The following is a 15,434-nucleotide window of genomic DNA, read 5'->3' on the forward strand; positions in this document are numbered from 1 at the left end:
CACCTGATCCCGGGTCCGGGGGAAGCCCTGGTCGGGTGCCCCCGGGGCGGTTCACGCCGGAATCGGGGAACCCGGCTCTCAGGGCTTGCGGGCCACTCCGCCGTACTGGTCCAAACCGCGACGGGCGCTGAGCTCACCCTCCAGTGGACGCCACCGGGGGCAGGGCACCACGCCCGGCTCGAGCAGCTCCAGGCCCTCGAAGCGAGCGGCGACCGCCTCCGGGCTGCGCAGGCGGTAGGGGTCGTCGCCGTGCTTGTTGCCCTCCTCGATGGCCTCGTTGTAGGCCTCGTTGGTGTTGGTGCCGTCGTAGCTGGCCAGGTAGCTGCCGGAGGGCAGCGCGTCCAGGAGCTTCCCCACGATCGGCTGGAGCTCCTCGTCCGGGACGTGGCCCAGCACTCCCATCAGCATGAGGGCGATGGGCTGGTCGAAGTCCAGGGTCTTCGCTGCCCGTTCCAGGATCGCCTCGGGGTCACGCAGGTCGGCGTCGATGTAGTCGGTGACGCCCTCGGGGGTTCCCACGAGCAGGGCGCGCGCGTGCGTGAGCACGAGGGGGTCGTTGTCCACGTAGACCACCCGGCTTTCGGGAGCGATCCCCTGGGCCACCTCGTGGGTGTTGTTCGCGGTGGGCATCCCGGTGCCGATGTCGAGGAACTGGCGGATCCCCGCCTCCTCCGTCAGGTGGGTCACCACGCGGTTCAGGAACTCCCGGCTGGTGCGGGCCAGGTCCACGATCTCCGGGAAGGACTCGGCCACCTGGTCGCCCGCGACGCGGTCGATCGGGTAGTGGTCCTTGCCGCCCATCCAGTAGTTCCAGATCCGGGCCGAGTGCGTCCGGGTGGTGTCGATGGGGGAGGGCCGGTCGAAACCGCCGGCGGTGGACTGGGAGGAACCGTCGGACATAGGAGCATCTACCTCTACACACAGGGGGCCGCGCCACGCGGCCGGGCGGTCTCCGACCGTCTCGGGACGGCGATCCCTCCCAGCCAGAAGCCGTTCGCCCCAACCATAGGGGAAACCGCCCCGATCGGACGGATGCGAGGTATGCGCGCTCTCCGGCCCCGCACACCGAGGGGACGACGTTCCTGACCCACTCCGAACGGGAGGGGCGCCTGATCCTCCGGTTCGCCACAGGTGGGACGTTCACTCGGGACCACCACGTGGTCGAGGCGTGGAAGGCCCTCCAGGGGGCGGTCACGGTGTGACCGGAGGGCCGCGCGGGGTCAGGCCGACCGGTCGCGGAGTTCGCGCTTGAGGATCTTGCCCGAGGCGTTGCGGGGCAGCTCGCTGACCACCCGCACCGTCTTGGGCACCTTGAACGGCGCCAGTTGGTGGCGCACGTGCGCCACCAACTGCTCCGGAAGCGTCTCGGTGTCGGCGTCCGCCGCGGGCACCACGTACGCCGTCACCGCCTCGATCCACTTCTCGTCAGCGGTTCCGACCACAGCGGCCTCTCCCACCCCGGGGTGGGAGAACAGCACGTCCTCGATCTCCCGGGAGGCCACCAGCACCCCACCGGTGTTGATGACGTCCTTGATCCGGTCGACCACCTCGATGTAGCCCTCGGCGTCGGCGCGCACCAGGTCACCGGAGTGGAACCAACCGTCCCGGAAGGCCTCCTTGGTGTCCTCCGGCTTGTCCCAGTAGCCCAGGCACAGCTGCGGTGACCGGTAGACCACCTCGCCGAGCTCGCCCGGCGCGACCTCCTCCCCGTTCTCGTCCACCACACGCAGCTCCACGAAGAGGGCCGAACGCCCCGCGGAGGCGGGCCTGGCCTCGTGCTCCTCGGGGCGCAGCACGGTGGCCAGAGGGCCGATCTCGCTCTGGCCGAAGCAGTTGTAGAAGCCCAGGTCGGGCAGGGCCGCGCGGAGTCGGTCCAGGACCGGTCCGGGCATGATCGAGGCACCGTAGTAGGCCTTGCGCAGGCTGGACAGGTCCCGGTCGTCGAACGAGGGGTGGTTGGCCATCGCCACCCACAGGGTGGGGGCGGCGAAGAAGGCGCCGTGCCCGTCGGCCTCGATCCGGTTCAGCAGGTCCGTGGGGTCGGGAGTCTCCACCAGGGTGTTGCGGGCACCCACCGCCAGCCACGGAAGGAGGAAGACGTGCAGCTGAGCCGAGTGGTACAGGGGCATCGCGTGCAACGGGTTGTCCCCGGCGTCCAGGTCCAGCCCCACCAGGCACGAGAGGTACTCGTGAACGAGCGCCCGGTGGGTCATCATGGCGCCCTTGGGTCTGGAGGTGGTACCGGAGGTGTACAGGAGCTGGACCAGGTCGGTGTCGGCCACCTCCGCGTCCAGATCGGGAACCGGCCCCCGCGTGGCCTCCTCCAGCAGCGAGCCGGGGGCGTCGCGCAGTTCCAGCACCTGCTCGACGCCGGTCTCGGTGCGCAGGTCGTCCACGGCCGAGCGCAACGCCGGGTCGACCAGGGCCACGGTGCTGCCGGACTGCTCCAGTAGGTAGGCGAGCTCCGTGCCCCTGAGGGCGAAGTTGATGGGCACGTGCACCAGCCCGGCCCGCGCGCAGGCGAGGAAACCGATCAGGTAGGCGTCGGAGTTCCTGCCATAGGCCGCGACGCGGTCACCCTTGGCCGCGCCCGTCGCCAGCAGCCGCGCGGCCGCCCGGGTGACCGCGTCGTCGAGTCCGGAGTAGGTCCACTCCCGGTCGGCGAAGACCAGCGCGGTGTTCGCGGGGGTCCTGGCCGCGCTCCGCCGGAGGATGTCGTCCACACGGCTGGAGGTCGTCAAAGCGGTCATGGCACCTGTGCTCTCGTCGGTCGGTGAGGCCCCGGGGCCTCCGGTACGCCCCATCCTGGAGGGTGGCGGGGGCAGGGGCAACCGTCCCGGGAGTTCTCGGGGACGGGCCCTGGCCGCCGACGCCGGCGCCCTCCAGTTCGACGTGTACGCGCGGCCTCGGACATGGTCGGGCACGGACCGCTGTTCGGAGCCGCACCGGGCCCATTCCGCACTTTCCCCGATATAACCGCGTTCCACGCCGAAGATCACCTCCGATAGGAGTGAAAGGGTCCTCGGGACGGCCGACCCGGGCCGAGAACCAAGGCGTGAAGACAGAGAGCACTTCACTCCGGTACGAACAGAAACGTACTTTAAGGAAGTGGGCTCGAATCCTCATGTCCCGGGGAAATGCAGAAGACGCAAAGCTCCTCGGTCGGACCACCCGTGCAATAAAAGGGAAGCCTCGGCACTGGCTCACAGGGCCGCCTTGACGCGCAACCATTCTTGACCCGGAGAGCCGACACGACTGAGGCACCGACAGGAGTCGAGTCCGTAGGCAGGCCCGTGGAGATCTTCGCCGTCCTGCGCGGTCACATCCTTACGACGGGCGCAGCGAACAAGCCCCGACACAGAGAATCCGCGGCAGAAGAGTCTACTACCGCAAGCCTGCCGCGCCAAGGGCCCTGATGCCGTCCCACGCGAACTCCGCGGATCAATCCCTGCCCAGGCCAGGAGTTTCAACAGACCGATCCCTCCACCTCTACCAGGGGTTTCCAAGGAATTGCACGAAGCGGCACGCGGGTACCGACCTCGCGTGATCCGAATTGCGGCCAGCGAATCCCGCCCCTGTCGAGTATCCTCGGTCGAAGCCGATCCAGGAGATCTCTCCCAGATGAAACTCCGTCCCATGTCCACCCAGGTCGACGTGTCCGGATCGACCATTCTCCGCGACCGCCCCCTGGACGACATTCTCGATTCCTGCCGGGACGACTCGGACGAGTCCGGGAACCTCATCGTCCACGGCCCCTCCGGGAGCGGCAAGACCACCCTGCTCACCCAGTCCAACGAGATCATGCGGCTGATCACCCCCACCGCGTTCGTCAACTGCAACGAATACCGACCGGAGACCGTGCCGGACCTCTTCCGCGATATTCGGGACCAGTTGAGCGCCAGGACACCGGGACTGCCGCGCTGCCACTTCCCGAGGCTGGACCTGGTGCTCACCGCCTTGCTCGACGGCCTCACCCCCGTCAGCGACTACACCAGATTCTGGCCGGATCTGGTCAGACACTGGAGGCGGCAGGCACGTTCCGACCGCGGAGCCCGACGCGGGCGTCGTGACAATGCCGCCACGTCCGTCACCGTCGTGGTGGAGGTGAATCTGCTCTTCCTCAAGTTCCAGCTCGGCGCCGCACGTCCGATCAGCCACGCCCTCGCGCTGCCGCGCAGGAAGATCGGCGCCGCCGTGGAGCAGTGGTTCAAGACCCGGGCCTGGGGCTCGCTCATCAACCCCTATCCGGAACAGGCCGGAACCGAGAAGGCTGATCGGGACCGCGAGACCGAGTGGATGATCCAGACCAGTCACAACGAGTGGCTCGTCCACGCCTTCCTCGCCGATCTGCGCGATCAGGCCGAAGCCGCCGGCCAGTACCGGCGCGTGGTCTTCCTGGACGACGTCGACGCGTTGAAGCAGCCGGCCAGCAGGGGCGGCGGGCTGCTCGCACTGTTCCGGTCCGCGCAGTCCTCGCCCGCCCACCAGGGGGCCGGCCGGATACCACTGCTGCTGGTGAGCAGCACTCCCGAGAGGCCTCTCCTGAGCAGGGTGAAGGCGGTCCCGGCCCCGGACTTCAGTCCCTCCGAGGCACGCGAACTGGCGGACCGCACACCGCACCGCATCGACGACTACTTCCCCGGGCTCATCTTCGGACTCACCGGGGGATACGTGGCCGCCACCAGCTATCTGCTCCAGGATCCGGCGATCGACGGACTGCGCGCCTACAACGGACTCCAGCACCTGCTCCGTCAGAAGCGCGGCGGCGCTGAGGACGCCCCGACACTGCAGGAGCACCTGGGCGACTCCATCATCAAGGCCCTGCTGAAACACTCCGAGCTCGACCTCAAGAGCCGGACGCTCGAAGCGCTGACGATCTGCTCGCTCGCCAAGGACCTCCAGGACGTCGATCACCTCATCCGGACCTACGACCTCGGCGAGGACCTCACCGGACTCGACGACCGCCACTGGCTGGCATGGAACGAGAACTCGGGAGCGGCACGCTCGGCCCGCGCGCTGATGATGCGGTTGCTGCTTCGTCGCTGGCAGAAGGAACCGACATGGGTGCGCTGCGACCGCGACGAGGCCTTCCGCCGGCTCGCGACGCGGTCCGACAAGGGGGCGAGCGGCCACACCCCGAACTGGTACTACTACACGCTCGGGTCCGGCGACCTCATGGCGGTGTGCCGGGAGCTCGACGCGCTGCTCGACCTGCCCGGCCGTGAATCCGAGGTGCTCGACCTCATCCGACACACCACGTCGGTACCGCAGCCGCCGATCGACGACCCCGGCGCGGACGGCTTCACTCCGTTGCAGCGCTACGGGTTCCTCGTACAGAACCGGGGTCCTCGTCGGTCGGACGGAGCCCCGCTGGACCACCGGTTGTCGAGGATCCTGCGCATCGTCGCCGGCAAATGGGTCATCGAGGACCCCTTCGAGAGCATGTACACCAGGGACGTGCACCTGCGCGTGAGGACCGCGTTCCACGAGCTGGGAGCCGTCTGCGAGGACTCCCACCCGTTCCAGTCCGAGGCCGAATTCCACGAGAGCATCTCGCTGGAACGCCCGGTGAACCCACTCGACTCCGATATCGACTTCTGAGAACGAGGACGCATGGAACAGGGCCGATCCTCCATCGGGGACCTCGAGTTCCCGCTCACCCGATCCGAGCTCGTGCGCAGGATCGGTTCACCGCTCCAACGGCGGCGGTTCAGGCGAACCCGGGCGGCAGCGGTCCTCTCGACGGTGGTGGCGCTCGTCGCCACCATGGTCGGGGGCGTGTTCGGCTGGCCGTACCTGGTCTGCGGGACGGGCCTCCAGCAGATCGAAGGCGAATGCGTCGGCGTCAACGACGGCTCCTCTTCCTTCGAAGCGGATCTCGACTGGCTCACCAGCCGGATCCACAGCATGAACACCGAGGTCGAGGAGCTCGCCGCCTCCCGGGACGACGTCGAGGCCTTCCGTATCGTGATGATGACGTCGTTCTCACTCGACGGGAGCGCGGACCTGAGCGAGGAGCAGATCGTCCGCGCCGTCGAGGGGACCTATGTCGCGCTCATGCGACAGAACGGATTCGCGGAGACCGGTTCCGGAGTTGAGGTGGTCGCCGAGGGGAGCCGGATCTTCCAGCTCTACTTGGCCAACGAGGGGAGTGTGCAGCAAGGCACCGATGCGGTCATCGACGCCCTCGAATCGATGGTCCACGACGACATTCCCCTGTCCGTGGTCATCGGGCAGTCCTCGACCACCACCAAGACCGAGGAAGTCGCCCGGGAACTGTCCGAGCTCAGGATTCCCATGGTCGCCGGCTCCTCGACCTCCACCACGATCAACAATGTGCACTCGCCCGGGCTCATCCGAGCGGCCCCCAACAACGAGGACTTCGCGGCGGCTCTGCGCGACCACCTGGACCGTGAGGCCGAGTCGGACCAGGAACCGGCCAGGGGGCTGCTGCTCGTCGACGAGAACGAGGCCGACACCTTCTCACTGGATCTGGCTGATCAGTTCCGCCGGTATCTCGACCCCTATCTCGTCCAGAACTCGCTGACGTTCCAGGGCAGCGCCGGCTCGGCGAACACGACTGTCTACTTCGATCACATAGCCAACGAGATCTGCGCGAACCCGGGGACCAACGCGGTGTTCTTCGCCGGACGGTTCTCCGACCTGGAGACCTTCCTGCGATCCTTGGAACTGCGCGGTTGCAGGGCCGAATCCGACGTCCCGATCACGGTGTACTCCATGGAACTCGGACTGCTTCCGGACATGATCAGGTCCTACTCCGGCACGGAGTGCGCGCCCGCCGACGACGACTCGGCCGGGGAGCACTACCGCCTCGTCCAGGCGAGCGCCTTCGATCCCTCCTGGCTGGAAGAGGGCGCTTGGAGCCCGGAGGGGTTCGACGACTACCGGGCGGCCGTCACCACGACGGTGAGGGCCGAGACGGAGAGCACCTCCGTTCCGGAGGACTTCTACAGCGGCTACAGCCTGGTCTACTACGACGCGGCCACGATCGCGGCCCGCGCGACGCTGCTGGGCTTCGAGGCGAGTGACGAGAGCACCCTGACCGCGAGCGTCCGGAACCACCTGTTCCGGGTCACCCGCGAGCCGACTGGCAGCGGACATGTGGACTATCTGGAGGAGTTGGAGGGCCGCGGGGCGGGCCGGCACATTCCGATCCTCAGTTCCGACTGCTCAGTGGACGCCGATCCGTTCCGGACGCCTGACGTCCCCTACGACGAGCTGTACCCGGACCTGGCGAACTGAGCGGCCCCACCCCCTGCGTCCCTCGACGCCGGTTCCGGAATCCCGAACCCGCACGCACCGTCAAAGCGACGCCCGACCATCGAGATCACGCCCGACACGGGTTCCTTCACTCGGTTGGATACAGCCATAACTGCCGCGACCGGAATGACCCGGCCCCGCATCTCTGTTGCATCAGTGACGTCAGGTGAAGAACCCGGACAGGGAAAGAGAACACCTTGGCCGCATCGGGTCTTCACCGCTCAACATTCCGCAAATCACATCCCATTTTGCGACAATTGCGGATAAACATTGACACACACCAGCATTGTCGAATTCGATGGTGGCTAGTCTCCGGCAGAGAAACCAGGGGCGGGTGTGACCGCCGTTCGTCCGGGTCGGGGACCCAGCGGGAGACGCACGCCCGACCGCTGGAGAGTCCCCGCGTTCCTTCGACATCATGAACGACGTCGGCCATCACGGACGGGTGTCGACGCGGCCCCCAGATCGGACGACCGAAGGAGGAACGACATGAATCTGACCCTGAACAACGGTGTGGAGATGCCCGCGTTGGGCTTCGGCGTCTTCCAGACCCCGCCCGAGGTCACCGCCGCGTCCGTCGCCGAGGCCCTCAGCGTCGGCTACCGGCTCATCGACACCGCCGCCGCGTACTTCAACGAGCGCGAGGTCGGCGAGGGCATCCGCCGTTCGGGCCTGGACCGGTCCGAGGTGTTCATCGAGACGAAGGTCTGGATCAGCGACTACGGATACGACCGGACCCTGCACGCCTTCGACAAGAGCGCGGGCAAGCTCGGCGTCGAGCAGATCGACCTGCTGCTGCTCCACCAGCCCGTCCCCACGAGGTTCGACGACACCGTCGAGGCCTACAGGGCGCTGGAGACCCTGCTGGACGACGGGCGCGTCCGGGCGATCGGCGTCAGCAACTTCATGCCCGGCGTCCTGGCCGACCTGCTCGAACGGACCGACGTCGTACCCGCGGTGAACCAGATCGAGGTCCACCCCTACTTCGTGCAGTCCGACGCCCAGGCGGCGGACACGGAGCAGGCAATCCTGACCCAGGCCTGGTCACCGATGGGCGGCATCACCAGTTACCGGGGCCACGGCGAGCGGTCCACCTTCGACGACCCGGTGATCCGGGAGATCGCGGCGGCCCACGGCAGGACGCCCGCCCAGGTCATGCTCCGCTGGCACCTGCAGGAGGGCCGGTCCGCGATCCCGAAGTCGGTCAGGAGCGAGAGGATCGCCGCGAACTTCGACGTCTTCGACTTCGAGCTCACGACGGACCAGCTCACCACGATCGACGCGCTCGACACGGGGGTCCGGGGAGGTCCCGACCCCGTGTCGGTCACCCCCGAGGCCTTCGGGCGTGACATCCCCGAAGCCTGAGCTCGGGGCGGCCCGCCCGGCTCACACGGTCGTGCGGAAGGGGCCGCGCTCGTCGTGGACGGTCCACAACCGGTCCGCGAGGGCCTCGGGAGCGTAGCGGGGGTCACCCCCTCCGATCGCTCCGGGGATGATGAGCTGCCCGACGTGGATGTTCACCGGTGCGAGGGCCTCGTGGAGCATGTGTCCGTAGGCGGACTCCCCGGCGAACGCCGTCGACGTTCCGGCGACGTTCCCGTTGGGCGTCGCGGCGCTGGAGCCGTTGACCAGCAGGATCGTCCCGTGGCCGAGCTCACCCATCCCGGGCAGCACCTGACCGACGGCGGTGGCCGGGCCGAGGACGGAGAACTCCACCGCCGCGGCCAGGTCCTCGGGGGTCGTCTCCAGCACCGGGCGGAGGAACTCGCGGCTGGGGACCGGGCTGTACTGGAGCACCTCGATCGTCCCCAGTTCCCCGGCGGCCGACTCCAGCGCACGGGTCAGGGAGGGCCGGTCGCGTACGTCGGCCCCGTAGCCGCGCGCCTCGATCCCCTCCGCGGCGAGGTCACGGGCGAGCTGGTCGAGTCTGTCCTCGTTGCGGGAGACCAGTGCGACGGAGAACCCCTCCCGGCCGAACCTCCGAGCGGCGGCGGCGCCGAGGCCGGGGCCCGCGCCGATGATCGCGATCGTCGTCATGAGGTTTCCTTCTTCGCTCGGCTGGTGGCGGAGGCCAGAGCCTCCGTGTACTGGTGATCGGTGACCGGCTCCAGCCAGGTGGTGCCGTCGCCGCGGCCGTCCCCGACCACCAGGGCCAGGTGTGACATGAACGCCTCGTCGGTGGCGCCGTGCCAGTGCTCCTCTCCGGGCGGGCACCGGACGGTCTCGCCCGGGGAGGCGCGCACGACGGCGCCGTCGCGGGTGCCCACCAGCGCGACACCGTCCGTGACGTGCAGAACCTGGCCCAGGGTGTGGGAGTGCCAATTCGTTCGTGCACCGGGGGTGAAGCGCACCAGCGCGGCGGCCAGGCGGGCCGGTTCGGCGGGGGCCTCGATCATGTTCAGGTAGACGTCGCCGGTGAAGCGTTCGGACGGTCCCCTGAGGGTCGCGGTGCCGGTGACGTGTTCCAAGGCGGTCCTCCCGTGGTGCGGTCTCGTGGTGGTCGGTTCCCATGGTCGTGCCCGCGTCCACCGTTGACCCGTCGCGAACGGCGGGGCGGCCGCCTCTTGACCGCGGTTTTGCCCCGGAGCGCGGGGCCGCCCTCACGGGTGTGGTTCGTCGACGGCCCGCTCGGCCTGGAACTCGCTGGCTCCCCAGGAGGCGAGCAGGCTCATCCGTTCGGCCGAGGCCGACCCGGGCTCCGCGGTGTAGACGGTGAGGGTCAGACCAGGCTCGGCGGCCAGCTCCATCCCCTCGAAGGCCAGGGTCATCTCACCCACGACGGGGTGGTCGAAGGTCTTGAATCCGGTGCCGTGGTGACGGACGTCGTGCGCGCCCCAGAGGTGGCGGAACTCGTCGCTACGGGTGCAGAGCTCACCGATCAGGTCGTGCAGCTCCTTGTTGTGCGGGTCCCGTCCCGCTTCGGTGCGCAGGATCGCGACGGTCACCTCGGCGAACATGTCCCAGTCGGGGAAGAAGGTCCGGGCGCGCTCGTCCAGGAAGGTGAACCGGGCGACGTTGGGCGGCTGGCCCGGCATCGCGTGGACGTCCCTGTAGAACGCCCGCGCCAGCGTGTTGACCGCCAGCAGGTCCATGCGTCCGTTTCGGACGAAGGCGGGCCCGGCGGTGATCGCGTCGAGCGTCCACTGGAGGCTGGTGTGCGGGGACCAGCTCTTCGCGCTCCGTCGTTTGGGCGGCCGCGCCACCGGGCTCGCCGCGTGCGCGAGGTCGAACAGGTGCGCCCTCTCGGCGTCGTCCAGGCGCAGTGCCTTGACGAGGCTGTTGAGCACCTCCGGGGAGGCACCGCTGATCGCTCCGCGCTCCAGCCGGGTGTAGTACTCCACGCTCACACCGGCCAGGGTCGCGACCTCGCTGCGGCGCAGACCCTTCACGCGACGCTTCGCGCCGGCCGGCAGCCCGACGTCCCCGGGGCTGATCCGGGCGCGCCGCGAGATGAGGAATTCACGCACTTCCGCTCGGTTGTCCATACCAGCCACCGTAGGCCAGGGATCTGGGGTGAGGGAGACCCTCTCAGTACCCCCACCAGCCAGGATTCCCCCATCGCCGGGAAGGGCGGCGGAGTGTGTGCTCCTACCGCATCACGGGCTGCGTGAGCCGGTTCAGACAGTCCCCGAACCCCCCGGCGGCGCGTGGGGAGCTCCGGGCCGAGGTCACCACCGGCAGGTCGCAGGGACGACTCACACAGTGGCCCCGGCGCACCAGCTCCGCGACCAGGGCCTGGTCCTCCGAGAGGCGCAGGGCCTCGAAGCCGCCACAGGCAAGATAGGCGGAGGCCCGCACCCCGAGGTTGGCCCCATGGACGTGGAGGTGCTCGTCGCCCCGGACGACCGGATAGGTGCGCGCGAAGTGCTCGGCCAGCTCGGCGGGTCGCCCGGACCAGTCAGTGACCTCGACGGTGCCCGCCACGGCGTCGGCGGTCCGAGCCAGGGCCAGCTGCGCGGCTATCCAGTGCTCCGGGACCACGCTGTCGGCGTCGGTGAAGGACAGCCACAGGTCCTTCTCGGACCGGTGGTGCGCGAGTTCGAGCGCCAGCTCCACGCCGGTACGCCGTACCGCTCCGACGTTGCGGTACGCGACCTCCACGACGTGGGCTCCCTCCGCCCGGGCCAGCGTGGCTGTCGCGTCGGTGCAGTCATCGGCGACCACCACCACGCGGCGGTGCCACGGGGGCACCCCACAGTGGCGCAGGGAGGCCCGAACCGACCGCAGGCAGGCCACGATGGTCTCCGACTCGTCATGCGCGGGAATCACCACGGCGACGGCCTCCATCAGGCCAGCCCCTCACGTTGCGCGACGGAGAGCGGCCCGCGGGTGTCGGAGCGCTCGTACACCGCGAGCGTGAAGTCCCGTTCCACGTGCAGCACCGTCCGGCCCAGTCCCGGTACAGCGTCGAGTGCCCGGTGCACGTCGTCACCGGACCGGACGTGATCGTCGACCGGGTGTCGCCAGTGCACGGCGATGACCGTGCCGTCCCCGGCCAGTGATCGGGCGGTCCGGGCGAACACGGTCGCGAGGTCGGTGTCGTCGAAGTAGTAGAGGAGTTCGGAGAGCACCACGAGGTCGAAGTCTCCCTCCGGCCACTCCTCGGGGACAGCGGCGTGGACGACCTCCACGTGGTCGGCGCCGGTCAGGTCCCGTCTGGCCCGGGAGGCCGCCTCCGGCACGACCTCCCATGCCAGGACCTCGTCGCAGCGCTCCGCGAGCGCCTTCGTGAGCACCCCGATCGCGCACCCTGGCTCGAAGGCCCGCGCGTACCTCTCGCGGGGCAGCGAGGCGATGGTGAGCGCGCGTTTGCGGGCCTCGTACCATCGGCTCCGGAATCCCCACGGGTCCGCGGCCCCCGCGTACATGGAGTCGAAGTAGTGCCGTCCGACGCTCACCGGAACACCACCTCCCGGTCGCGTCGGAAGTGCGCGAGCATTCCCTCGTCGAGCACCGGCCGGTCCCGCGCCGACGAACCGGTCGGCTCGGTCTGGGTGGTGAAGGCGCCCAGCGCGCGATCCTTGCGCCGCCGCGTGGCCGCGGGCAGGTCGATCCCCCGCGCCCGCTCCCAGGGCACCGACTCGTCCGCGGGACGGGCCCAGTGCCACATCCACACCGGGTAGCTGACCAGCGTCGGCCCCGGGCCCCGGACGGTTCTCGACGGCTGGACCCCGCCGTGGACGGCGTCGCGGGTCGCGAGGCCGGTGGCGCGGTGGTCCGGGTGCAGATCGCCCGCCCAGGACGTGACGCAGAGCTGGGCGCCCGCGCACAGGTCCGTGAGGTGTGCGGTGAGGAGGGAACGGTGTCGCGTCACCTCACCGTCCGGGAGCCCCAGCCGCACGACACGGACGTCCCCGGCTCCCAGCATGGACAGCGCCCGCGCCCTCTCCTCGGCACGCGCCGCGACCAGGCCCTCCGGGGCGAGGGCGCAGCCCTCGGGATGGGATCCCTCTCCGTCGGTGACCGCCACGACGGTGATCCGTGTGCCGAGCGCCGCCAACAGCGCCAGTCCCCCGCCGAATCCCAGCGTCTCGTCGTCGGGGTGGGGCGCGACCACGACCGCGTCCGCGATTCCCGTCAGAGCGAACGCGGGCAGCCGCCGCAGGAGGCCCCACTCCCGCCAGAACCGTTCCGGGGTCCCCTCAGCGTCTATCGGGTGGACGCCGGGGCGGGTGTCAGAACTCATGGGGTACGTCCTCCTTCGTCGCGGTGAGCCCGCCCAGCTCGGCCAGGTCGCGGTCGGCGTGGTGCTGCCGCACGTACACGGCGAGGTCGGCGGCGGCGCGCGCGTACTCCGGGTCAGCCGCGAGCGGCCCCGCGCCCAACGCCTCGCCGGTCCGTCTCAGGACGTCGCCGCAGACCCCGGCCACGACGGCTCGGGCGCGGGCAGTGCGGGGTGCGGCCCGTCCCAGGGTGTCCTCGGGGTCGGCGTCGATCTCGTCGGCCGCCCGTCCCAGGACCGCCGCGGCCGCGTGGAGGTCGCGGTCCACGCTCCCCCACGCGGTCCGTAGGTGGACGTCCGCCGTCTCTCGGGCGGCTCTGGCGGCCAGGGGAGCACTCACCGCCACCGCGCCGCCCAGCCAGCAGGCGGCCACCCCGGCGCCCCCGTGGTGGAAGCCCGGTCGTCGGACGTAGGCGCCCGGACTCCCGACCGCCTCGGCGGGAACGTCGTCGAACCCGAACGTCAGGGTGTCGCTGGCCGCCATGCCCGCGCTGGCCCACGTCCCCTCCACCGTCCCCGCCCCCGCCGTGGCGACAGCGAAGAGGCGGCGTTCGCCCTCGTCGACCTCGGCGCTCACCAGGGCGTGCGTGCACGTGCGCGCACCGGAGCAGAAGGGTTTCAGTCCGCTCAACCGCCAGACCCCGTCGATGGCCCGGGCCGTCACGTTGGGCCCGGGAGGGTGGGCCGCCCACACCCCCCACAGTTGTCCGTGCCGGGGCGGCGCGGCGCCGAGTTCGGCGAGGATCGCCATGGCGTCCACGTGTCCCTCCGCGAGCCTGGCCAGGGACAGGTCCTCACGCGCCAGGTCCCGGAGCGCCCGCCAGCGGCGCCGGGTGTCCCCGCCGCCCGGCAGGGGCAGGTCGAGGTCTCCGGAGCGCACGGCCCGGGCGAACGACGCCGCGACCCGTCGCCGGTGCTGCTCCGGAACATCCTCGTCGCGTGTCCGCTCCCGACCGTTCACCGGTGCGGGCGGAGTCGATCGGCTCATACGCCCTCCCTGGCCGCTCGTCGGGCCCGCACCCCCTGACAGCGGAGTGCGGACCTTCGCGCTCTCCACTGGCGAGTGACCCGGCGCCGGTCCCGCCAAACACGCGCGGAGGCGATCTTTACCCGGCACGGCCGGCTCGGCCGCTTCGGTCGTGGGCACGGGCGGACGCGTTCGAGCCGCTCACAAGAGAGGATCCGTCGCCACACGCGGCGGACGGGGTGACGCGCGGAGGTCCTCCTGCCGGGCTCCACGCGGGTCCTCGTCAGCGCACGGTCCCGCCCGTCCCACACCCGGGTCAAGGGAACCCATCCGGCGTGAACGGCTCCGGAGGTGAAAGGTCCCGCCCCTGGCACGTCGGGGTGCTTCACCGCCACGACGCGGGCGGTCATGGCCGCCCAACAGGTCCACAACAACGCGTCAAGTCCTGACATGTGAGGTTCTCCCAAGTGTCCATCCAGGGCACGCTGGCCGTGACGTACCGCGCGCCGACCAGGTCGGCCGGGCACCGCAGGCGATCCCGCCAGGAAGCACCAGGACACCGCGCCCTGGCTCCACCGCCCACACGTGACTGGTTGTGAGGTTCACATGCGTCCGAACACGACGAGGTTCGCGCCAGTGTCGTCCGACGGCTCCGGAACCGTGGAGGAACCGCCCGAGGACGCCTCTGCCGAGGCGATCCTCCTGGAGCTGCGGTCTCTGGAAGAGGGCAGCGCCGTCGCCGTCCGACTCAAGGAACGCATCGTGGCCCACTACCGACCACTGCTGAACCGGATCGCCCGACGCTACGGAGGTCGGGGCGAGGAGATCGAGGACCTGCGGCAGACGGCCCACCTGGGACTGGTCAAGGCCATCCGGGGCTTCGACCCCGGCCGGGGCAAGCCCTTCGTCTCCTACCTGCTGCCCACGGTCACCGGGGAGATCAAGCGCCACTTCCGCGACCACACGTGGTCGGTGCACACACCCCGCGCACCCCAGGCGCGCCGCCCGCTCCTGCTCCAGGCCAGGCAGGACCTGGAGCAACGCCTGTGCCGCCAACCGTCGAACGAGGAGATCGCCCGGGAGATGGGAGTGACGGTCGCCGACGTCGAGGAGACACTGCTGGTCTCGGAGGCCTACAACACGTTCTCGCTCAGCGCTCCGGATCCGCGCGGTGAGGAGTCGTCCAACGCCATGGAGCGGTACATGGGGGTCCGCGACCCGGGTCTGGACCTGGTCGTCGACCGGCAGGCGGCCCGCTCCGTCCTGACCCGGCTGACGCCCAGGGAGCGGCTCATCCTGCGGCGGCGCTACTTCGACGGCTGGCAACAGGCGCGCATCGCGGGCGAGGTGGGCTGCTCCCAGATGCACGTGTCCCGGCTCCTGTCCGGGGCCCTGGAATGGATGCGCGCGGAACTGTCCGAGGGGGACGCCCCTCCGAAGGGGAATCCCCCTTCCTGACAGCCA

At 69.9% G+C, this 15,434-nt stretch carries 13 protein-coding genes; 4 read left to right on the top strand and 9 right to left on the bottom strand.

Translation table 11 applies throughout. The annotated features are described in order from the left end of the window. Nucleotides 1–78 precede the first annotated feature (78 nt). Complete coding sequence (locus BDW27_RS20285; protein WP_110051063.1) at nucleotides 79–900, bottom strand: SAM-dependent methyltransferase; 822 nt, start codon at nucleotides 898–900, stop codon at nucleotides 79–81. A 320-nt stretch (nucleotides 901–1,220) separates the two neighbouring features. Beyond that, nucleotides 1,221–2,750 carry a fatty acyl-CoA synthetase gene (locus tag BDW27_RS20290; RefSeq protein WP_026129700.1) on the bottom strand — a complete coding sequence of 510 codons (1,530 nt, stop codon included), beginning with the start codon at nucleotides 2,748–2,750 and terminating at the stop codon, nucleotides 1,221–1,223. Between the two features lie 886 nt (nucleotides 2,751–3,636). Between BDW27_RS20290 and BDW27_RS20295 the strand changes: the two genes are divergently transcribed. The 3 genes from BDW27_RS20295 (at nucleotide 3,637) to BDW27_RS20305 (ending at nucleotide 8,646) form a co-directional block, all read left to right on the top strand. Next, on the top strand, nucleotides 3,637–5,601 hold the full coding sequence (locus BDW27_RS20295) for a hypothetical protein (RefSeq protein WP_146223283.1): 1,965 nt from the start codon (nucleotides 3,637–3,639) through the stop codon (nucleotides 5,599–5,601). Between the two features lie 12 nt (nucleotides 5,602–5,613). Beyond that, nucleotides 5,614–7,263, top strand: coding sequence for a hypothetical protein (locus tag BDW27_RS20300; RefSeq protein WP_110051067.1), 1,650 nt, complete (start codon nucleotides 5,614–5,616; stop codon nucleotides 7,261–7,263). A 507-nt stretch (nucleotides 7,264–7,770) separates the two neighbouring features. Next, on the top strand, nucleotides 7,771–8,646 hold the full coding sequence (locus BDW27_RS20305; protein ID WP_110051069.1) for an aldo/keto reductase: 876 nt from the start codon (nucleotides 7,771–7,773) through the stop codon (nucleotides 8,644–8,646). Between the two features lie 21 nt (nucleotides 8,647–8,667). Here BDW27_RS20305 and BDW27_RS20310 read toward each other — a convergent pair whose 3' ends face one another. The 7 genes from BDW27_RS20310 to BDW27_RS20340 all read right to left on the bottom strand — a co-directional run bounded on the left by BDW27_RS20310 (nucleotide 8,668) and on the right by BDW27_RS20340 (nucleotide 13,991). Next, entirely contained in the window at nucleotides 8,668–9,318 is a 651-nt protein-coding gene (locus BDW27_RS20310; RefSeq protein WP_017547161.1) for an SDR family oxidoreductase, read from the bottom strand. Continuing rightward, nucleotides 9,315–9,749, bottom strand: coding sequence for a cupin domain-containing protein (locus tag BDW27_RS20315; RefSeq protein ID WP_110051070.1), 435 nt, complete (start codon nucleotides 9,747–9,749; stop codon nucleotides 9,315–9,317). Before BDW27_RS20315 ends, BDW27_RS20310 begins: the two co-directional genes overlap by 4 nt. Before the next feature lie 132 nt (nucleotides 9,750–9,881). After that, nucleotides 9,882–10,766, bottom strand: coding sequence for a helix-turn-helix transcriptional regulator (locus tag BDW27_RS20320; RefSeq protein ID WP_110051072.1), 885 nt, complete (start codon nucleotides 10,764–10,766; stop codon nucleotides 9,882–9,884). A 103-nt stretch (nucleotides 10,767–10,869) separates the two neighbouring features. Next, the gene (locus BDW27_RS20325; RefSeq protein WP_110051074.1) at nucleotides 10,870–11,568 is read right to left on the bottom strand and encodes a glycosyltransferase family 2 protein; all 699 of its coding nucleotides are present in this window, start codon (nucleotides 11,566–11,568) and stop codon (nucleotides 10,870–10,872) included. Further along, a complete protein-coding gene (locus BDW27_RS20330) occupies nucleotides 11,568–12,179 on the bottom strand; it encodes an SAM-dependent methyltransferase (protein ID WP_017547157.1) in 612 nt (203 codons plus the stop codon). Before BDW27_RS20330 ends, BDW27_RS20325 begins: the two co-directional genes overlap by 1 nt. Further along, nucleotides 12,176–12,967 (bottom strand): PIG-L deacetylase family protein, encoded by a 792-nt coding sequence (locus BDW27_RS20335; RefSeq protein ID WP_017547156.1) that lies wholly within the window; start codon nucleotides 12,965–12,967, stop codon nucleotides 12,176–12,178. Before BDW27_RS20335 ends, BDW27_RS20330 begins: the two co-directional genes overlap by 4 nt. Then, the gene (locus BDW27_RS20340; RefSeq protein WP_233515851.1) at nucleotides 12,957–13,991 is read right to left on the bottom strand and encodes an acyl-CoA dehydrogenase; all 1,035 of its coding nucleotides are present in this window, start codon (nucleotides 13,989–13,991) and stop codon (nucleotides 12,957–12,959) included. The genes BDW27_RS20335 and BDW27_RS20340 overlap by 11 nt, the downstream gene beginning before the upstream one ends. Before the next feature lie 585 nt (nucleotides 13,992–14,576). Here BDW27_RS20340 and BDW27_RS20345 point away from each other — a divergent pair. After that, entirely contained in the window at nucleotides 14,577–15,428 is an 852-nt protein-coding gene (locus BDW27_RS20345; RefSeq protein ID WP_110051077.1) for a sigma-70 family RNA polymerase sigma factor, read from the top strand. Nucleotides 15,429–15,434: the final 6 nt, after the last annotated feature.

Origin of the sequence: Nocardiopsis sp. L17-MgMaSL7 (genome assembly GCF_003182025.1) — a bacterium.
In the GTDB taxonomy this organism is placed as follows: domain Bacteria; phylum Actinomycetota; class Actinomycetes; order Streptosporangiales; family Streptosporangiaceae; genus Nocardiopsis; species Nocardiopsis prasina.